Annotated in this window: 18 protein-coding genes; 6 read left to right on the top strand and 12 right to left on the bottom strand. The window is 63.8% G+C overall.

The features are described 5' to 3' along the window. Positions 1–13 precede the first annotated feature (13 nt). From QQS14_RS00860 to QQS14_RS00845, 4 genes are all read left to right on the top strand, one after another. Positions 14–331, top strand: a complete 318-nt coding sequence (locus QQS14_RS00860; RefSeq protein ID WP_285904986.1) for a cupin domain-containing protein — start codon at positions 14–16, stop codon at positions 329–331. Between the two features lie 90 nt (positions 332–421). After that, positions 422–1,069 (top strand): nitrite/sulfite reductase domain-containing protein, encoded by a 648-nt coding sequence (locus QQS14_RS00855; RefSeq protein WP_285904985.1) that lies wholly within the window; start codon positions 422–424, stop codon positions 1,067–1,069. Positions 1,070–1,236: 167 nt separating this feature from the next. Then, entirely contained in the window at positions 1,237–2,601 is a 1,365-nt protein-coding gene (gene trkA, locus QQS14_RS00850; protein ID WP_285904984.1) for a Trk system potassium transporter TrkA, read from the top strand. Continuing rightward, positions 2,602–4,059, top strand: a complete 1,458-nt coding sequence (locus tag QQS14_RS00845) for a TrkH family potassium uptake protein (RefSeq protein ID WP_285904983.1) — start codon at positions 2,602–2,604, stop codon at positions 4,057–4,059. 172 nt (positions 4,060–4,231) lie between these two features. Here QQS14_RS00845 and nadB read toward each other — a convergent pair whose 3' ends face one another. From nadB to nadC, 3 genes are read right to left on the bottom strand one after another with little or no spacing between them, the layout of a single operon-like run. After that, positions 4,232–5,833 (bottom strand): L-aspartate oxidase, encoded by a 1,602-nt coding sequence (gene nadB / locus QQS14_RS00840; RefSeq protein WP_285904982.1) that lies wholly within the window; start codon positions 5,831–5,833, stop codon positions 4,232–4,234. A 14-nt stretch (positions 5,834–5,847) separates the two neighbouring features. Beyond that, positions 5,848–6,885 carry a quinolinate synthase NadA gene (nadA, locus tag QQS14_RS00835; protein ID WP_285904981.1) on the bottom strand — a complete coding sequence of 346 codons (1,038 nt, stop codon included), beginning with the start codon at positions 6,883–6,885 and terminating at the stop codon, positions 5,848–5,850. 11 nt (positions 6,886–6,896) lie between these two features. Next, a complete protein-coding gene (gene nadC, locus QQS14_RS00830) occupies positions 6,897–7,766 on the bottom strand; it encodes a carboxylating nicotinate-nucleotide diphosphorylase (RefSeq protein ID WP_285904980.1) in 870 nt (289 codons plus the stop codon). Between the two features lie 173 nt (positions 7,767–7,939). On the opposite strand from nadC, the gene mgtE reads away from it, so the two are divergent. Continuing rightward, positions 7,940–9,271: a magnesium transporter gene (gene mgtE / locus QQS14_RS00825; protein WP_285904979.1), complete on the top strand. Its 1,332-nt coding sequence runs from the start codon at positions 7,940–7,942 to the stop codon at positions 9,269–9,271. An 80-nt stretch (positions 9,272–9,351) separates the two neighbouring features. Here mgtE and QQS14_RS00820 read toward each other — a convergent pair whose 3' ends face one another. From QQS14_RS00820 to ileS, 7 genes are all read right to left on the bottom strand, one after another. Next, positions 9,352–10,089 carry a protein phosphatase CheZ gene (locus tag QQS14_RS00820; protein ID WP_285904978.1) on the bottom strand — a complete coding sequence of 246 codons (738 nt, stop codon included), beginning with the start codon at positions 10,087–10,089 and terminating at the stop codon, positions 9,352–9,354. Between the two features lie 14 nt (positions 10,090–10,103). Next, complete coding sequence (locus tag QQS14_RS00815) at positions 10,104–10,559, bottom strand: PilZ domain-containing protein (RefSeq protein ID WP_285904977.1); 456 nt, start codon at positions 10,557–10,559, stop codon at positions 10,104–10,106. Between the two features lie 86 nt (positions 10,560–10,645). After that, on the bottom strand, positions 10,646–11,086 hold the full coding sequence (locus QQS14_RS00810) for an NIL domain-containing protein (RefSeq protein WP_285904976.1): 441 nt from the start codon (positions 11,084–11,086) through the stop codon (positions 10,646–10,648). 53 nt (positions 11,087–11,139) lie between these two features. After that, positions 11,140–12,069: a tetratricopeptide repeat protein gene (locus tag QQS14_RS00805; RefSeq protein WP_285904975.1), complete on the bottom strand. Its 930-nt coding sequence runs from the start codon at positions 12,067–12,069 to the stop codon at positions 11,140–11,142. After that, positions 12,066–12,293, bottom strand: coding sequence for a PLD nuclease N-terminal domain-containing protein (locus tag QQS14_RS00800; RefSeq protein WP_285904974.1), 228 nt, complete (start codon positions 12,291–12,293; stop codon positions 12,066–12,068). The genes QQS14_RS00805 and QQS14_RS00800 overlap by 4 nt, the downstream gene beginning before the upstream one ends. 26 nt (positions 12,294–12,319) lie before the next feature. Further along, positions 12,320–12,808 carry a signal peptidase II gene (lspA, locus tag QQS14_RS00795; protein WP_285904973.1) on the bottom strand — a complete coding sequence of 163 codons (489 nt, stop codon included), beginning with the start codon at positions 12,806–12,808 and terminating at the stop codon, positions 12,320–12,322. A gap of 4 nt (positions 12,809–12,812) precedes the next feature. Continuing rightward, positions 12,813–15,641: an isoleucine--tRNA ligase gene (gene ileS, locus QQS14_RS00790; protein WP_285904972.1), complete on the bottom strand. Its 2,829-nt coding sequence runs from the start codon at positions 15,639–15,641 to the stop codon at positions 12,813–12,815. Between the two features lie 231 nt (positions 15,642–15,872). On the opposite strand from ileS, the gene QQS14_RS00785 reads away from it, so the two are divergent. After that, on the top strand, positions 15,873–16,505 hold the full coding sequence (locus QQS14_RS00785) for a tetratricopeptide repeat protein (RefSeq protein WP_285904971.1): 633 nt from the start codon (positions 15,873–15,875) through the stop codon (positions 16,503–16,505). 69 nt (positions 16,506–16,574) lie between these two features. On the opposite strand, the gene epsC is transcribed toward QQS14_RS00785, so the two are convergent. Next, positions 16,575–17,495, bottom strand: coding sequence for a serine O-acetyltransferase EpsC (gene epsC / locus QQS14_RS00780; protein WP_285904970.1), 921 nt, complete (start codon positions 17,493–17,495; stop codon positions 16,575–16,577). Continuing rightward, positions 17,492–18,436: a cysteine synthase A gene (gene cysK, locus QQS14_RS00775; protein ID WP_285904969.1), complete on the bottom strand. Its 945-nt coding sequence runs from the start codon at positions 18,434–18,436 to the stop codon at positions 17,492–17,494. The genes epsC and cysK overlap by 4 nt, the downstream gene beginning before the upstream one ends. Position 18,437 lies beyond the last annotated feature (1 nt).

The following is an 18,437-nucleotide window of genomic DNA, read 5'->3' as shown; positions in this document are numbered from 1 at the left end:
CAGGGAGGCTTTCATGAAGAAGATAGAACTGTTCAAGGAACACGGCTTCAAGGACCTGACCTTTTCCAACTACCTGGCCCACGAGTCCGAGCACATGAAGGTGATCAACTTCAACTTCAAGGCCGGACAAAAGCTGCCCGTGCACTCCCACGACCTGGAAGGGGAGCTGACCCTGGTCATCCTCGAAGGGGAAGGCGAGTTCCTGGGGGCCGATGGCGCGACCATGCCCGCCCGGCCCGGCGACGTGCTGGTCTCGCTGATCGCCGAGCCGCACGGGGTGCGCGCCACCACGGACATGCGCGTGCTGGTGACCATCGCCCCGCCCATCTGATGCGGCGGCCCGGATGAGTCAACATGGACGTGTCGGCATGAATGCGTCGACGCGGCAGACGAGAGGAAAACACGGCGTCAAGGAGATGTGATGAAGACCGAACCATTGCCGGAAGGGGTTCTGGCCCAGCGTCAGGAGGGGTTGTATTCCATCACCCCGCGTGTGGCGCTGGGCCGGATCACCCTGGAACAGTTGAATATCATCAATTCGGTTGTCCAGGAGTTCGGCCTGTCCGGGGTGCGCGTCACCGCCGGACAGCGCCTCAAGCTCCAGGGCGTTCCGGCCGACCGGCTCCACGAGGTCATCCGACGCCTTGGTCCGGTGGGCGAGTTTTGCAAATACTATGTCCAGGCGTGCCCGGGCACCACGGCCTGTCGTCTGGCCATGCAGGATTCCATGGCAATGGGTACCAAACTTGAGGAGTTTCTGAATACCCTCAGCCTGCCCGCCAAGGTCAAGGCCGGGGTCTCGGGCTGCTCCATGTGCTGTTCCGAGAGCTTTGTGCGCGACATCGGGCTGGTGGGCAAGAAGCACGGCTGGACCGTGGTCTTTGGCGGCAATGCGGGCAAGCGGGTGCGTATCGGCGACGAACTGGCCGAGAACCTGGACGAGGACGAGGCCCTGCGCGTCATCGGCGCGGCCCTGGCCTGCTACGAGCGGGAGGCCAAGCAGCGCGAGCGCACCGCCCGGTTCGTGGAGCGGGTGGGCATCGAAATGGTGAGATCGTCGATAAAATAGATTTATCAATGTGTTGCACAAGCCGGAGCTGGCCCGCCAGGCGGGGCGGCTCCGGCTTTGTCATGCCGTGCCGGTTCGCATTTCCGGGAAGTGCCATGTTGCAGGAGCCGGAAAACCGGCGTACAAGGCAGGGGTCGCACACCCGGGGCGGCAGGAGGAAATTCACGGTGCGAATCATCATCATCGGAGCGGGCGAGGTGGGCTACCATATCGCCAGGCGGCTGGCCGACGAACACAAGGAAGTGCTGGTCATCGACAGCAGCGCCGACGCCCTGCGCAGGGTGGCCGAGTCGGCCGACGTGCAGACCGTTCAGGGCTCGGGCAGCAGCCCCGAGGTGCTGGAGCAGGCGGGCATCGTCAAGGCGGACATCCTGCTGGCGGTCACCGACAGCGACGAGATCAACCTCATCAGCTGCTTCTTCGCCAACACCCTTGGCAGCAAGGCGACCAAGCTGGCCCGCATCCGCAGCAGCATGTACGCCAACTACAGGCATCTGCTCACCGAGGGCGCGGGCATCACCAAGATCATCAATCCCGACGAGGAGGTGGTCAACTCGGTGCTGCGCCTCATGAGCGTGCCCGGGGCCGTGGAGATCAACGACTTCGCCGACGGCAAGATCCGCCTCGTGGGCATCAACCTGCCCGACGACAGCCCGGTGGTGGGCATGCGTCTGATGCAGTTGCGCGAGGTCATGGGCGATGACCTGCGCGTGGTCATCGCCGCCCTGGTGCGCGATGGCGAACTGATCATCCCGCGCGGCCAGGACCGCATCATGCGCGGCGACGTGGTCTATTTCGCCTGTGACATCATCGACCAGGACGAGGTGCTGAGCCGCCTTGGCGTGGAGACCGATCCGGTGCGCGAGGTCATGATCATGGGCGGCGGCAACATCGGCTACAAGCTGGCCAAGGCGCTGGACAACAAGTTCTTCCACACCCGGGTGCTGGATCGCAGCCAGAAGCGGTGCGAATACCTCTCCGAGCGGCTCGACCGGCCCATCGTGCTCATGGGCGATTCCACGGATCAGGAGATGCTGCGCGAGGAGAACATCCAGGACATGGACATGGTCATCGCCGTGACCGGCGACGAGGAGAGCAACATCCTCTCCTGCCTGCTGGCCAAGAGCCTGGGAGCCAAACGCACCATCACACGGGTCAACAATTTCGGATACCTGCCCCTGATCGAGCCAATCGGCATCGACTACGCAGTCTGCCCCAGGCTCTCGGCCATCAACTCGCTGCTCCATTTCATCCGGCGCGGCAAGATAATATCCACGGTCAGCATCAAGGGCGAGCAGGCCGAGGCGCTGGAGGCCATCGCCCAGGAGAATTCGCCCATCGTGGGCAAGGCCATCATGGACCTGGACCTGCCGCGCGGCTGTCTGGTCCTCTGCTTCCAGCGCGGCGACACGGTGGTCATTCCCCGGGGCGATACGGTCATCGAGCCGCTGGATCGGTTGCTGATCATCTCCACCCGGCCCAACATCCCCAAGGTGGAGAAGGCCCTGACCACCAAGGTGGAGTTCTTCTAGATGCGCTGGCGGTACGTGTTGCATGTCATCGGCGCGCTGGTGGCCTGCGTCGGGCTGACCATGGTCTTGCCGTTAACCTGGGGCGTGTACTACGGCGACGGCACGGCTTGGCCCCTGGCCCAGTCCATGGGCATCACCGTGGCCTCTGGCGCGTTGTTCTTCTTCGCCTTTCGCGATCCGGTCGCCTCGCGCGGGGCCATGACCCATCGCGAGGGCATGGCCATTGTGGCCCTGGGCTGGTTCGCGGCCGGGGCCTTTGGCGGGCTGCCGTTCTACCTCGGCGGCACCTTTGATTCGGTGGTGGATTGCGTGTTCGAGTCCCTCTCAGGCTTCAGCACCACCGGGGCGTCCGTGCTCACGGATATCGAGGCCGTGCCCCGGGGCATCCTCTTCTGGCGCAGCCTGACGCACTGGCTGGGCGGCATGGGCATTATCGTCCTCTCCCTGGCCATCCTGCCGTTTCTCGGGGTGGGCGGTATGCAGCTCTACCGGGCCGAGGTGCCCGGCCCGGCGCCGGACAAGCTCAAGCCGCGCATCAAGGACACGGCCGTGACCCTGTGGAAGGTCTATCTCGTGTTCAGCGCGGTGCAGACCGCATTGCTCATGCTGGGGGGCATGGACCTCTTCGACGCCCTGTGCCACACCTTCGGCACCATGGCCACCGGCGGGTTCTCCACCCGCAACGCCTCGGTGGCCGCCTTTGACAGCGCCTTCATCGACGGCGTCATCACCGTCTTCATGCTCATAGCGGGCATCAACTTCTCCCTGCATTATCTGCTGCTCAAGGGGAAACCCTCGGCCATGCTCAGGAATCCCGAGTGCCGGGTGTTCGCGGTCATGGTCCTGTGTTTCGTCGTGGTCCTGACCGTGGCCGTCCATGCCGCCGGTGACTACGACACGGTGGGCGAGTCCGTGCGCTACACCGCCTTTCAGGTGGCCTCCATCCTGACCACCACCGGATACGCCACGGCCGATTACGAACTGTGGCCGGGCATCGCCCAGGCGGTTCTGGTTTTTTGCATGTTCGTGGGCGGCTGCGCCGGGTCCACGGCCGGGGGCATGAAGGTGATGCGCCTCATGCTTTTGTGCAAGCATTCCTACCAGGAGCTGTTCCGGCTCATTCATCCGCGCTCGGTGAGCCGAGTCAAGATGGGCCATGTGGCGGTGCAGGATGATGTGTTGCGCGGTGTGTGGGGATTCTTCATCCTCTGGCTCGGGCTTTTCGTCCTTGCCGCCTTCGTGGTGGCCGCCACGGGCGTGGATGTGGTCACGTCCTTTGCGGCTGCCCTGGCCTGCATCGGCAACATCGGTCCGGGCATCGGCGGGGTGGGGCCGATGAACAACTACGCCTGGCTGTCAGACACCGCCAAGTGGGCACTGACCCTGTGCATGGTCCTGGGCCGCCTCGAAATCTACACGGTCATCGTTCTCTTCGTCCCGGAATTCTGGCGCAAGTAACCCGGAAGGGGAGCACGCAAGGTTCCACAGTCAACAGGTGGCAGCTGTCGGCACGCCAGCCTCCTCCGTCAGCGTTCTGGACATTCTCTAGACTTTTTCCAGAGTCGTTGGTGTGTGGCGGTTGCGGGGTTGTTTGGCGGATTGGAAGGGGTGGTCTGGCCGGGGCGGCTGATCAATCGGCCCGGAAGTGGCAGCCCCTGGTCCGCTTGTTGCGCAGGGCGGCCTGGGTGACGATGTAGGCGGTCTGGGAGCCGTGGAACAGGTCGATGAGGGACTTGCTGAGCACGGTCTCGTGGTAGAAGTCCTGCAAGTCCTTGGTCAGCTTGCGCAGGTCCGAGAAGGCGCGCATGAGCCGTTTCTCGGTGCGCGAGATGCCCACGTAGTTCCACATGGTGTTGCGGATGTTGGCCCAGTCCTGGGCGATGAGGGCCGGGTCCTCGTTCTGCATGCAGCCGTGGCTGACCCAGTCCGGGATGTTCTCGCTGAGCCTTCGGCTGGCCGTGCCGTTGCGCGGCATGCGCGCGGCCATGTCGTTGGCGGCGCTGTAGCCCCAGAGCATGCCTTCCAGCAGCGAGGTGCTGGCCAGCCGGTTGGCCCCGTGCACGCCGGTGCAGCTGCACTCTCCGGCTGCGTAGAGGCGATCAAGGCTGGTGCGGCCGTGGTTGTCCACCATGACCCCGCCGCAGAAGTAGTGGGCGGCCGGGACCACGGGCACGAGGTCGCGGCGCATGTCCACGCCGATCTGGCGGCAGTGCTCATAGATGGTTGGAAAACGGGTGGTTACGTCGTGCTTGATGCCTGAGAGGTCGAGAAAAACGCAGTCGTCCCCCGAGTGAAGCATCTCGTCCATGATCGCCCTGGCCACGATGTCGCGCGGGGCGAGGTCGGCCCGCTGGTCATAGCCGGGCATGAACCGTTCGCCCCGGGCGTTGACCAGCACCGCGCCCTCGCCGCGCACCGCCTCTGACACCAGGAACCGCCGTTCGTCGCGCCGGGAGCCGCCATACAGGGCCGTGGGGTGGAACTGCACGTATTCGCAGTTCATGAGCCGCACCCCGGCCCGGTGGGCCATGGCGATGGCCGAGCCGATGGACCCGGAGGTGTTGGTGGTGTGCAGGTACACCTGCCCGATGCCCCCGGTGGCCAGCAGGGTGGACTTGGCCATGATGGTTTCCACCTGGCCCGTGGATTCGTTGAAGGCGTAGGCGCCCACGCAGCGGTTGTCGAGATTGTATTTGAAGTCGAGGTGGTTGCCGTGGTGCTGGGTGGTCAGCAGGTCGATGGCCGTGCGCCTTGTGAGCACCCGGATCTTGTCATGGCGCTCGATCTCGGCGCACAGGACGATCATGATGTCCCGGCCGGTGTGGTCGTCGCAGTAGAGGATGCGGGGCAGGGAGTGGCCGCCCTCGCGTGTCAGGTACCATTCGCCGGGCTTTCGCTGGTTGAAGGGGATCTTGTACTTGTCGAGGAAAATATCGCGGAGCACCTGCGGGCCCCGGCGGCACAGGAAGCGCACGGCCCGGCCGAAGTTCTGCTCCCAGCCCGCAGTGAGGATATCGCGCTCCAGAGTCTTGGGGTCGTCCTCGTCGCTGGTGTAGACGATGCCGCCCTGGGCAAGGGCCGTATTGCCCCGGGTCAGGGTGTCGGCGGCGGTGATGAGGATGACGTCCACCCCCTGGTCGGCCAGGGTCAGGGCGGCCACGGACCCGGCTATGCCGGAGCCGATGACCAGGGCGTCGCAGGATTGGCGGGGTGTGCTTGCGGATTCGGCCATGGGGTCGCCTTTTCTCAGGCGCAGGCGTCGAGCATGCGCTGAAGGGCCAGCCGGGCCGGGGTCTTGATCGTCTCGTCCACTTCCACGGGCGTGGCGGTCTCGATTCCCCTGAGCAGGGCGGCCAGATTGTCGGTGGTGATCTTGGCCATGTCGTCGCACTGGCTCAAGGACAGGGGCTTGATGGTCTTGTCCGGGAAACGCTTGGCTAGACGCGACACGAGGTTGATCTCGGTGCCGATGGAGATGATGGAACCGGCCGGGGCCTCGGTGACGTAATTGATGAGATAGGTGGTGGAGCCGCTGCCGTCAGCCGCCTGGACCACCGCCGGGTCGCATTCGGGGTGGACCACGATCTTGATGTCCGGGTTCCTGGTGCGCAGCTCGGCCACGGTCTGCACGGAGAATTTCTCGTGGATGGGGCAGTAGCCCGGCCAGACCATGAGGCGCTTGTCGGCCACGGTCGCCGGGTCGATGAACAGTCGCGGGTCGCCGTCGATGACGCCCTGGGGCAGGATGACGCGCGCGCCCTCTGGAATGTTCAGGGCGTTGGCCGTGTTCATGGCCAGATGCTTGTCGGGCAGGAAGAGCACCCCGTCGCCGCGCTCCATGGCCCAGGCGAGCATGGTGGCCGCGTTGGCCGAGGTGCAGACCGAGCCGCCGAAGCGGCCGACCACGCCTTTGACCGCGGCCGAGGAGTTGACGTAGGTCAGCGGAATGATTGTGCGTCCGTCCGCCTGGAGGATGTTCAGGGCGGCCTCGACACGCCCGGCGTCGGCCATGTCGGCCATGGGGCAGGTGGCGTTGGTGTCTGGAATGTGAATCTTCTGGCCCGGGCGGCGCAGGATGGCGGCGGATTCGGCCATGAAGAACACGCCGCAGAAGACGATGTGCTCGGCGTCGAGATCGCCGATGCGGCGGGCGAGTTCGAGCGAGTCGCCCTGGATGTCGGTCAAGGCGATGACCGCGTCGGACTGGTAGTGATGGCCGAGGATGGCGAGTCGGCTGCCCATGGCCTCCTTGATGGCGAGGATATCGCGAACGGAGTTTTCCACAATGTTCCTTTTTAGCTTAAGGGCACGAATTGCATGCTGAAATCAGACGAATGGGCCGAGTGCGTCAGCCTGCCGACCGAGATGTAATCCGGCCCGAGTTCTGCCAGCTCGCGGATGTTTTCCAGGGTGACATTGCCGCTGAGTTCGGTTTCGATGGTCTCCGGGATGATGCCAAGGGCGGTCCTGATGGTTTCGGTGTCCATGTTGTCGAGCATGATGCGCTGGATTTCGCATTGGCAGGCCTCTTCGACCTCCTCGATGGTCCGGCACTCCACCTCGATGGGCGGGCAGGGCGAATGGGCGCGCAGCAGGGCGTCCACGGCCCGGGTGATGCTCCCGGCCCGGTCGATGTGGTTGTCCTTGAGCATGAGCATGTCCGAGAGGGTCAGGCGGTGGTTCTTGCCGCCGCCCGCGAGCACGGCGTATTTTTCTGGAAAGCGCAGCCCCGGTAGTGTCTTGCGCGTGTCGAGGAGCTGGGTCTTGGTGCCCTTGAGCGCCTCCACATACTTGGCCGTGAGGGTGGCGACACCCGAGAGGTGGCACAGGAAATTCATGATCACGCGCTCAGCCTTGAGCAACTGGATGGCCGGGCCGCGCATCGCGGCCACCATCGCGCCATCCGAGACGCGTTCGCCGTCGTCCACGTTGAGATGGACCTGACATTGATCGCCGCCGAACTCAAGGACCATGGGGATGATGGGCAGCCCGGCCACCACGGTGTCCTGCTTGGCCACGATCATGGCCTGGGCCATGTCTCCCTCGGTAAAGAGGCCAAGGGAGGTCAGGTCCGAGCCGTCCTCGGCCAGGGCGATGCGGATGGTGGCCAGGAGAAACATCCTGGCTTCTGCCTGAAAGAATTCATCAAAGAGGGTCGTGGGCATGATCGTGTCCGGTTCGCTCGGTGCGGGTTGTTCATGGGGCGTGAAACGCAAGTAAGGCACGGCCGCACTTTCGTCAAGGTCGGGGTCTCTGATGAAAGAATTCACAAAGATATAACACGACTTTTTCCCGAACGCTTTGACCTGAACCGGGAATTGGGCTAGAAATCCTCCCCATGAGCAGCGAAGAGGACATCCGCCCCCGCGAGGACGCGAATCCGGCCGAATCCACGGTCGAAATCGAGGTCCAGCACCCGGCCGACGCCGCCGAGACCATCGAGGGGCTCGACATCGCCGAGCAGGTGAAATTCATCAAGCAGCTTCCCATTCGGGACGCTGCCGAGTCCATTGCGGAGATGGACGAATACGATCAGGTCGAGCTGTTCAAGAATCTCAACCGGGGGCTTGGCGCGCTCATTGTCGAGCAAATGTCGCCCGACGACGCCACCGCGCTGCTCAAGGGGCTCGACGAGGAACTGCGTCTGTCCTTGCTCAGCCGCGTTCCGGCCGAGGAACGGGCCGAACTGAAGACCCTGCTCACCTTTGATCCCGATACCGCCGGCGGTGTCATGAACACCGAGGTGGTCATCCTCGACCAGGACCTCAACGTGGATCAGGCCATCGCCAAGATCCGCGACGAGGTCGAGGACAAGGAAATTCCGTACTACGCCTACCTCACCGATCAGAAGGACCGGCTGGTGGGCGTGGTCTCCCTGCGCGACATTCTCCTGGCCCGCCGCGGGGCCGTGCTCAAGGATCTGGTCAAGACCCAGAGCCTGATCACCGCCGGGTACAACATGGACAAGGAAGAGGTGGCCCACCTCATCGCCCGATACAACCTGCTGGCCGTGCCAGTGGTCGATTTCGGCAACCGGTTGCTCGGCGTGGTCACCGTCGATGACGTCATCGACATCATCCACGAGGAGGCCAGCGAGGACATGCAGGCCATGGTCGGCGCGGGCGCGGACGAGACCACGGACTCCCCGTGGCTGTATTCCGTGCGCATGCGCCTGCCCTGGCTGATCATCAACGTGCTTTTCTCCTCTGTCTCGGCCTGGGTTGTCCATCTCTTCGAGGGCAACATCGCCGAGATGGCCGTGCTCGCCGTGCTCATGCCCCTGGTGGCCAATCAGGCGGGCAACACCGGGCAGCAGGCCCTGGCTGTCATGATCCGCCAGATGGCCATGGAGCGGTTCGACCGCAAGCGTGCATGGCTGGCCGTGCTGCGCGAGATGCGCATCGGCCTGCTCAACGGCGTCATCATCTCGATTCTGGTCTTTGCCGTGGCCTACGCCATCACGGGCAAGGCCGACCTGGCCTCGGTCCTGGGGCTGGCCCTGGGCGTGGACATGCTCCTTGGTGCCTTGGCCGGGGCGTCAATACCGCTGATACTCAAGGAGATGGGGCGCGACCCGGCCCAGGCGTCGAGCATTTTCCTGACCACCATCACCGATTCCATGGGCTTTTTCATCCTGCTCGGCTTGGCTGGCATTTTTCTGCTGACGTGAAGAAGCCCCTGCCCGCAAAGGCAAAGGGCCGCCCCGGACGATTCCGGAGCGGCCCCTTTTTGTGTGCTGTCGCCGGGTGATCAGTCAAGCCCCAGGGAGGCGAGCAGGTCGTCCACGTCGCCCTGTCTGGCACCTTCGCTGGGGCCCTGAAGCTTCGAGGTGGCCTGAATCTTGGCGTCCTCGGACAGGGAGTCTATGTCCTTGTCCGGCTCCTGTTCCCGCTGGCGGATCATCAGCCCCGTGGAGAGTATGACCTCGCGCACGATCTTTTCCACCTCGCGGATGGAGTTGATGATGATCTTGATGCGCTGGCCGGTAAGGTCCTGAAAGCTCAGGGTGACCATGATGGTGGAGAGGTCGTTGCCCAGGGTCTCGTTGATCTCCTTGAGCCGGACGCGGTCCTGTTTGGTGACGCCGCCGGACTCGAATCCCTTGACGATTCTGGCCACCGTGGTCTGCATGTCCTGGAGCTTTTCGACGATGTCGATGATGTCCACGGCCGCCTTCTCGGTGGTCCGCAACACGGCGTCGAGCTGGTCCGAGGTCTCGCTGAACAGCTCCTCGGGATTGAAGTCGGCCTCGATGCTGGTGATTTCCCTGCCGCCCCTGGCCGCCTTGACCTCATGATATATCTTCTTGAGCCCTTCCTGAAGGTCCTCGTTGACTCTGCGGTAGAACTCGCCTTCGAGCAGGGATTTCGAGAGACTTTTGGCGATCTCCCTCTCGACCGCTGCGGAGATGGTGTCCCTCAGGCTGACCACAAGCTGGTCCGTGACCTTTTCCATCAGCTCCTTGACGAGTTCTTCGTTGCCGGTCATTGCTTCTCCCGCGTTTACATTTTGGATTTTCGGATGTGCTCGCGCTGCTGCTGGAAGACGAATTGGACGATGGTTTCCATGCTTGAGCCCATGGTGTCTATGAATTCGAAGCGGTAGAGGCCTGTATCCTCCTCCAGGCCACGGATGCGGCCCTTGCTGCCAGCCATGCGCAGGGGGACCTGGCCGAGGATCAGCACCACCTCAAGGGGGGTGTTCATGGCAAAGGAGGTGGGCGAGCGGAACTTGATCCCCGCAGCCGAAAGCTCCAGGATCTCAAGGTCCAGGGGGAAGTCGTCGCGCAGGCCCTTCTGGCTGAGCACGCCGAGAATCCTGTCGAGCTTGCGGTTCATTTCGAGGAGGAAGTTCGTCAGGTCTTCCGGTAGCTTGCTTCCTCGAAAGAGGGTATCGCAACTGGCCGCGTCGCCAGGGCCGTCGCCAGTGAACATTGGCGGGGACTTAATGTCCCTCATGATCCTGGCATATCCCTTGAGACGTACCGGTACGCGCGAGAATGTTCGCTTTTGGTCGCTCATGGCGGCGTCCTCCCGTGGGCGGTCTAGTTTCTGTCGTCCTTGAGGTCGAGGGTCATGGCCTTGACCGGGCAGACCCGGGTACACATGCCGCAGGCCGAACATTTGTCCACATCGAAGATGACCAGCCGGGTGCCCGGATCGAGCATCAGGGCATCGGTGGGGCACATGGCCGTGCACATGCCGCAGTGGATGCACGATTCCTCGTTGCGGAAAATCTTGTGGGCCACCGGGGTGATGCGGATGCCGTTTTCCTTGAGATACCCGATGCCCTTGTGAAAGGACTCCTCAAGACCGGAGACCTCCAGGGTCATGGTCCCCTCGTGGCGGGGGCTGATGTCCGCCTTGAGGATGTTGAAGCTGAGGTCGAAAAGCCGGGTCAGGTTGCAGACCACGGGCCGTCCCGACACTTCCGGCGGGAAGGAGAGGTAGACTATCTTCCTGAAACCCTTGACTATATCCTGCATGATTGATCCTGCATGATTGATTCTGTTTGAGATGGTCGTCGTGGACGCCGATGTTATTTGGCCTTTTCCAGATAGCGCTTGGCCTGGGTCGCCTCGACCGAGTCGGGGAACTTCTTGACCACTTCGTTCATGCGCATCTTCGCCAGCTCGGGCTTGCCCAGATAGTCCCAGGAAAAACCGGCCCGAAGCAGGGCGGACTTGAACTTGGCGCTCTTGGGGAATTTCTCGATGACGTCCTCGAAGAGGATCACCGCACGGGCGTAGTCCTTGAGCTGGAAGTAGCATTGTCCCTGCCAGAAGACCGCGCTGGGGACATAGGTGTGGTTCTTGAAAGTATCTGTGAATTCGGCCCAGTAGGAGCGGGCCCGCTCGAACTGGTTCTCCTTGTACAGGGCGTAGGCCTTGTCGTAGAGGGCCTTGGCCGGATCGGCGGAGGCTCCCTTGGTCTCGCCGGGCTCGTCGTCGTGCTCCGGTCCGGCCGCTGCCGGTCCTGTGGTGACAGGACCTGTCGCGAGAGGTGTCGCGAGAGGGACGGCCGTGGCGGCAAGGCTCGCGGCCCGTTCCCGCCGAATCTTGGAGAGGTCCACCATGAGCTGGTTTTCGAGCACGAATTCGATTTCGTCGAGCTGCCCGGCCAGGGTGGACAGGGTCATGGTGGAGTTGGACTCGCCCACCTGTCTGTCCAGGCGCATGTTCATGGTCTCAAGATCGCCCCTGAGCCGGGCTAAGTCCGTGCGCATGGCTTGGATCTCGGCCCACATGTCCGCCGCACGCTGACGTACCGGAGACTGCGAATCCTCGATTTCCGCCTTGATCTGCTGGCGCGATTCCTCAAGCTCGGCCTCCAACTGCCTGATGCGGTCGCGATCCTGACGGCGTTCGACCTGGAGGGTTTCCATGTCGGTCTTGGAGGCGCAGCCAAGGGCGGCGAGCATGACCAGCACGGCGACAAGGGCCGGGATAATCTTGAATATTTTTGTCATGACCGTGAGCTTCCTCTTTTTCTTCCGATAAAAAGATACGCCACAGAGCCGATAATTGGAACAAAAATACACAGCTGTATCCAGAGCATCTTCTCGTTGGCGGACTCGAATGTCCGTTTCCAGGTGTCGAGGATGCTCCAGGCGCTGAAGGCGAAGCAGATGCCGAGAATGGACAGGATCACGGTCCATTGGGTGGCGGTCAAGGCGGAGAAGTCGGCAAACATCGAAACACTCCTTGGCGCGTGCCGGTTCAGGCGGAGTCGGCGCTTCGTCGGTTGAAGAACATGGACACAATGATGCAGCACGCGCCTATGGTCAAGGCGCAGTCGGCCACGTTGAAGGCGGGCCAGTGAAACGATCCGTGGTAGAAGTCCAGAAAGTCGATGACCGCGCCGAGCCGGATCCGGTCGATGAGGTTGCCCACGGCACCCCCGGCGATGAGCCCGAGGCCGGTGATCATCCAGCGGTCCGAGGCCGGGGTCGTGCGCAGCATGTAGCCGATGAGCCCCAGGGCCACGAGGGTCACCGCGATGAACAGCGGGCGCTGCCAGTCGATGCTCTCGCTGGCCAGAAAACCCCAGGCCGCGCCCCGGTTGGTGACGTGGACCAGGTTGAAGAAGCCCGGGATGACAGGAAATCCCGTCCACAGGTCAATGGTCGCGGCCACCCACAGCTTGGTGGCCTGATCCAGGATGACCACCAGGGCCGCCCACAGGGACGCGAGACGATACCTGTCCATGCGGTTAGACCAGGGTCTTGAGGACCGCGGTGCAGCGCGGGCAGGCGGCCGGGTGGGCCGGGTCGGTGCCCAGGTCTTCGCTGATGCGCCAGCACCGCTCGCATTTGACGCCGGGCGCGGGCTCCACCGCGATTTTCAGATCTTTCACGTCCTCGGCGACAAAGACGCCTATTGGGGTGTCAGCCGCGAGGTCGGCCACATCGGCCAGGGTGATCTTGGAGACGATGAAGAACTCGCGCGCGTCCAGATCCTCGGCCGCCACCAGTTCGCGCACCGCCTCGGTGGCATGGAGGGTCACATGGGCGTCAAGGGACTTGCCGATGACGCGGTCTTTGCGCTTGGGTTCGATGGCCTTGTTCACCTCGCCGCGCACGGTGGCCAGCATGTCCCAGCGGGCGCGCTCGTCGGCGGGCAGATTGACCTCGTCGGGCGCGAAGCGCAGGGCAAAGACCGTGTCGGTCTGGTCCAGGTCCGCCTTGATGGCCTCTGGCAGGGTCTGGAACGCCTCCTCTGCGGTGAAGGAGAGGACCGGGGCCATGTCCTCAAGGAGCATGAGCAGGGTCTGCCAGAGCACGGTCTGGGCCGAGCGGCGCTTGAGGCCGCCTTGCTCCTCGACATAGAGTCGGTCCTTGATGATGTCGAGGTAGAAGGACGAGAGGTCCACCACGCAGAGGTTGTGCAGGGTGTGGTAGACCTTGTGGAATTCGTATTTGACGTAGGCCTGACCGATGGCTGCGTGGCGCCTGGCGACCATGTCCAGGGCGTAGCGGTCCAGCGGCAGCAGGTCGGCCACGGCCACCCGGTTCGCCGGGTCGAAGTCGTTGAGGTTGGAGAGCAGGTAGCGGCAGGTGTTGCGGATGCGCCGGTAGGCGTCCACCAGCCGGTTCAGGGTTTCGTCCGAGATGCGGATGTCCTCCTGGTAGTTGGAGGCCGAGACCCACATGCGCAGGATTTCCGCGCCGAACTTGTCGATGATCTCCTGGGGCGCGATGACGTTGCCGATGGATTTGGACATCTTGCGGCCATCGGCATCGACCACGTAGCCGTGGGTGAGCACGGCCCTGTAGGGCGGCAGGTCGCGGGTGCCCACCGAGGCGAGCAGCGAGCTGTGGAACCAGCCGCGATGCTGGTCCGAGCCCTCGAGGTACAGGTCGGCCGGGAACCGGGTTTCGGCGCGGCGCTCGACCACGGCGGCGTAGCTGGTGCCGGAGTCGAACCAGACATCGAGGATGTCCGTCTCGCGCTTCCAGTGGCTGCCGCCGCACTTGGAGCAGGTCAACCCGGCCGGGACAAGGTCCTCGATGGGGGCCTCGAACCAGTAGTCGCAGCCGGTTTCGTGCGTGGCGTACTTCTCGCAGATGGCGTAGACCCACTTGGCGTCGAACCAGGTCTCGTCGCATTCCTCGCAGATGAGGGCCGAAATGGGCACGCCCCAGTTGCGCTGGCGCGAGATGCACCAGTCAGGGCGGCTGGCGATCATGCTGTGGATGCGCTCCTCGCCCCAGGCCGGAATCCATTGCACCTTGTTTCGGATGGCGTCCAGGGCGCGGGTGCGCAGGTCGTTCTCGTCCATGCCGATGAACCACTGGGTGGTGGCGCGGAAGATGACCGGCTGCTTGCAGCGCCAGCAGTGCGGATAGGAGTGGGCGATCTGGCGCGAGGTCATCAGGTTGCCAAGTTCCTCAAGTTTTTCGATGACCTTCGGATTGGCGCCCCAGACATTGAGCCCGGCGAAATGCTCCACCTCGGGCAGGAACTCGCCCCGGTCGTTCATGGGCGAGTAGACCTCCAGGCCGTATTTGAGGCCGGTCTCGAAGTCCTCGCGGCCGTGGCCCGGGGCGGTGTGGACGCAGCCGGTGCCGGTTTCCAGGGTGACGTAATCGGCCAGCACCACCGGGGACTGGCGGTCGTAGATGGGGTGCTTGGCCTTGAGGCCCTCAAGCTGCGCGCCCTTGACCGTGGCCAGCACGTTATGGTCGGTCCAGCCGAACTTGGCGGCGCAGTCTTCGAGCAGCCCCTCGGCCAGGACATAGAAGTCGCCGCCCGCCTCGACCACCACGTAGTCGAACTCGGGGTGCACGGCCACGGCCATGTTGTCCGGGATGGTCCAGGGGGTGGTGGTCCAGATGAGGATGAAGAGCCTGTTCACGTCCAGGTCGGCCAGCTCTCGGGCCTTTGGGTCGGCCATGGGGAAGCGGACATAGATGGACGGCGATTTGTGGTCCTCGTATTCCACCTCGGCCTCGGCCAGGGCGGTGCGGCAGTCGCAGCACCAGTAGATGGGCTTCTTGCCGCGCACCACGCCGTCGCGCTCCATGAAGCGGCCCAGTTCGCGGGCCGTGGCCGCCTCGTACTGCGGGTCCATGGTCATGTACGGGGCGTCCCAGGTGCCGAGCACTCCCAGTCGCTTGAACTCGCCGCGCTGCACGTCGAGCCATTTGGCCGCGTAGGAACGGCAGATCTTGCGGATGGTCAGGGTGTCGAGTTCCTTGTTCTTCTTCTTGAGTTCCTGTTCCACCTTGTGTTCGATGGGCAGGCCGTGACAGTCCCAGCCCGGCACATAGTGGGCGGTCTGGCCCTGCATGTTGCGCGACTTGACCACGATGTCCTTGAGCACCTTGTTCAGGGCCGTGCCCATGTGGATGTGCCCATTGGCGTAGGGCGGACCGTCGTGCAGGACATAGGTGTCGTCGGGGTCTCCGGCGGCGACCATGCGCTCGTAGGCCCCGATCGTTTCCCAGAACTTGAGCATCTCTGGCTCGCGTTGCTTGAGATTGGCCTTCATGGGGAAGGCGGTCTGGGGCAGGAGCAGGGTGTCTTTGTAGTCGCTCATGGGTCTTCGGTCCTCCGACGCGATATATTTCTATGAAAGAATGTGGTCCCCTCAAATGAGTCGGGGTACAGTGGTACAACCCGGCCCGGAAGTCAAGTCTCGCAAGGATTTCGTCATTGCCGGTGGCTGGTTGCGATGGCCTTTGGCGCTGGTCTCCCGGCTGCGAATCTGGTAGGGGATGGGTCCGTCCTGGCGGATGAACCCGACAACCCCACGCGATCAGGAGAATTCATGGGAAAACACAAGAAAGAACGGGAAGCGGATGAGGCGCGGCAGCAGTATGTCAGGAGGTCATCATGCATTCTGCTGGTGGTCGTGGCCCTGCTTGCGGGCGCTTTCCTGGGCAACGCGCTGACCATGATCTATGTGGAGCAGCGCGGCGGGCGGCAGGCGATCATGTCCGGCGCTCCCGGCCCGGCCGCTTCCCAGACCGAGTCCCACGCGGCCGACCCGGCCACCTTGGCCCGGCTTGAGGCGGACACGGCTGCGGACCCAACCAACGCGGACGCCTGGGTGGCGCTGGGCAATTACTGTTTCGACCACGACCTGCCCGCCAAGGCCGCCGCTGCCTATGAGCGCGCGGTGGAGCTCGCGCCCATGCGGCCCGGCGTCTGGTCGGACCTGGGCGTCATGTATCGACGCATGGAGCAATTCGACAAGGCCATCGACGCCTTCAGCCATGCAGCCAGCCTGGACACTGCCCATGTCACGGCGCGCTTCAACATGGGGGTGGTCTACCTGCACGACCTCGGCGACAGGGAGAACGCCCTCAAGGCGTGGCGCCAGGTGCTGGCCATCGACCCGTCGGCCACCACGCCTACGGGCCGTCCCGTGGCCTCGCTGGTTTCCGAGCTGGAAAAATAGACCGACGGAGCCGACACGGAAAAAAAGAGGGCGACCCGTGTCGCCCTCTTTTCATTTTGACTGCGTGGATCAGATGCCGCCGCCGTCCACGAAGGACTGTTGCAGCACACGCGACTGGACGACCTGGGAGCCGGGCGGCACATCGCGGGTGATCCAGACGTTGCCGCCGATGACCGCGCCCTTGCCGATGGTCACCCGGCCCAGAATGGTGGCTCCCGCATAGATGATCACGTCGTCCTCCACGATGGGGTGGCGGGGCAATCCCTTGATCAGCCGCTCGTCGTCACCCTTGGGGAAGCTCTTGGCCCCCAGGGTGACGCCCTGGTAGACGCGCACGTTGTTGCCGATGACGCAGGTTTCGCCGATGACCGTGCCCGTGCCGTGGTCCATGAAGAACCCCTTGCCGATGGTGGCGCCGGGGTGGATGTCGATGCCGGTGTCCGAGTGGGCCATCTCGCCAATGATGCGGGGGATGATGTCCACGTTGAGCTTGTAGAGTTCGTGGGCCACCCGGTAGTTGGTCAGGGCGCGTACCGACGGGTAGCAGAAGATGGTCTCGCCGTGGGTCTTGGCCGCCGGGTCGCCGTCGTAGGCGGCCTCCACATCGATGAGCAGGAGCTTGCGGATGCGCGGCAGGGTGGTGATGAACTGGTGGGCCATGCGTTTGGCCTTGGCCTCGCAGTCCTGGCAGGCGTCCACCTGGGTCTTGTCGCAGACGAAACAGTAGCCCCGGTTGATCTGGTCGGCCAGTCGCCGCTTGACCCGGTCCAGGGTGGAGCCGATGTAGTAGGGCATGGTGTCCGGCGTGATCTCGGAGGGGCCGAAATAGCCCGGGAACAGGACGCAGCGCAGGTCCTGAACAATCTCGGTGAGGATCTCGATGGACGGCATGGGCACGTCGTCGGCGTAGCGGTGCGAGGCCGGGCCGTTGTCGCCGGACTCCGTGAGCAGGGCCACCACGTCGGCCAGGGTGTAGTCGTGTTCGGTCATGATTGTTCCTGCTCGAAGAGGGCAGTGCTGAGATAGCGCTCGCCCGTGTCGCAGACGATGAAGACAATCATCTTCCCCGCATTCTCCTCGCGGGCGGCCAGCTCAAGGGCCGCGGCGCAGTTGGCGCCCGAGGAGATGCCGCACAGGATGCCCTCCTCGCGGATCAGCCGTCTGGCGGTCCCGAAGGCGGTGTCGTTGTCCACGGTGATGATCTCGTCTATGATGGCCGTGTTGAGCGCCCCGGGCACGAAGCCCGCGCCGATGCCCTGAATCTTGTGCGGACCGGCCTTGCCGCCGGAGAGCACAGGCGAGTCGGTCGGCTCCACGGCCACGGCTTTGACGCCGGGCTTGCGCTCCTTGAGCACTTCGGCCACGCCGGTGATGGTGCCGCCGGTGCCGACCCCGGCCACGAAGATGTCCACCGCACCGTCGGTGTCGGCCCAGATTTCCTCGGCCGTGGTCCTGCGGTGGGCGGCCGGGTTGGCCTCGTTCTCGAACTGCATTGGCATGAAGGCGTTTTCCGTGGCGGCCACGATTTCTTCGGCCCTGGCGATGGCTCCTTTCATGCCCTGGTCGGCCGGGGTGAGCACCAGCTCGGCCCCGAAGCCGGTCAAAAGCTTGCGCCGCTCGACGCTCATGCTCTCGGGCATGGTCAGGATCAGCCTGAGCCCCTTGACCGCGCAGATGAAGGCGAGGCCGATGCCGGTGTTGCCGCTGGTGGGTTCCACCAGGACCGTTTCCCGGGTGACGCGGCCATCGGCCATGGCCGCCTCGATCATGCTCTTGGCGATGCGGTCCTTGACCGAGGCGCAGGGGTTGTTGAATTCGAGCTTGGCCACCAGGGTGGCCCCGAGGTCGCTGCCGAGGCGGTTCAGGCGCACCAGCGGGGTTCGGCCCACCAGTTCTGTCATGTCATTGGCTATTTTGGGGGCTATTTTCATG

Origin of the sequence: Pseudodesulfovibrio pelocollis (genome assembly GCF_030282845.1) — a bacterium.
Taxonomy (GTDB): Bacteria; Desulfobacterota; Desulfovibrionia; order Desulfovibrionales; family Desulfovibrionaceae; genus Pseudodesulfovibrio; species Pseudodesulfovibrio pelocollis.
The sequence above is the reverse complement of the archived record's forward strand: the minus strand, read 5'-3'. Positions and strand labels throughout refer to the sequence as shown.

Coding starts and splice junctions, on each gene's coding strand:
- QQS14_RS00815 (WP_285904977.1), bottom strand. CDS start 10,559: ATGAGGGACATTAAGTCCCCGCCAATGTTCACTGGCGACGGCCCTGGC.
- nadB (WP_285904982.1), bottom strand. CDS start 5,833: ATGGCCGAATCCGCAAGCACACCCCGCCAATCCTGCGACGCCCTGGTC.
- QQS14_RS00820 (WP_285904978.1), bottom strand. CDS start 10,089: ATGACCGGCAACGAAGAACTCGTCAAGGAGCTGATGGAAAAGGTCACG.
- QQS14_RS00845 (WP_285904983.1), top strand. CDS start 2,602: ATGCGCTGGCGGTACGTGTTGCATGTCATCGGCGCGCTGGTGGCCTGC.
- QQS14_RS00855 (WP_285904985.1), top strand. CDS start 422: ATGAAGACCGAACCATTGCCGGAAGGGGTTCTGGCCCAGCGTCAGGAG.
- QQS14_RS00810 (WP_285904976.1), bottom strand. CDS start 11,086: ATGCAGGATATAGTCAAGGGTTTCAGGAAGATAGTCTACCTCTCCTTC.
- ileS (WP_285904972.1), bottom strand. CDS start 15,641: ATGAGCGACTACAAAGACACCCTGCTCCTGCCCCAGACCGCCTTCCCC.
- QQS14_RS00860 (WP_285904986.1), top strand. CDS start 14: ATGAAGAAGATAGAACTGTTCAAGGAACACGGCTTCAAGGACCTGACC.
- epsC (WP_285904970.1), bottom strand. CDS start 17,495: ATGACCGAACACGACTACACCCTGGCCGACGTGGTGGCCCTGCTCACG.
- nadC (WP_285904980.1), bottom strand. CDS start 7,766: ATGCCCACGACCCTCTTTGATGAATTCTTTCAGGCAGAAGCCAGGATG.
- QQS14_RS00785 (WP_285904971.1), top strand. CDS start 15,873: ATGGGAAAACACAAGAAAGAACGGGAAGCGGATGAGGCGCGGCAGCAG.
- mgtE (WP_285904979.1), top strand. CDS start 7,940: ATGAGCAGCGAAGAGGACATCCGCCCCCGCGAGGACGCGAATCCGGCC.
- lspA (WP_285904973.1), bottom strand. CDS start 12,808: ATGGACAGGTATCGTCTCGCGTCCCTGTGGGCGGCCCTGGTGGTCATC.
- QQS14_RS00800 (WP_285904974.1), bottom strand. CDS start 12,293: ATGTTTGCCGACTTCTCCGCCTTGACCGCCACCCAATGGACCGTGATC.
- cysK (WP_285904969.1), bottom strand. CDS start 18,436: ATGAAAATAGCCCCCAAAATAGCCAATGACATGACAGAACTGGTGGGC.
- QQS14_RS00805 (WP_285904975.1), bottom strand. CDS start 12,069: ATGACAAAAATATTCAAGATTATCCCGGCCCTTGTCGCCGTGCTGGTC.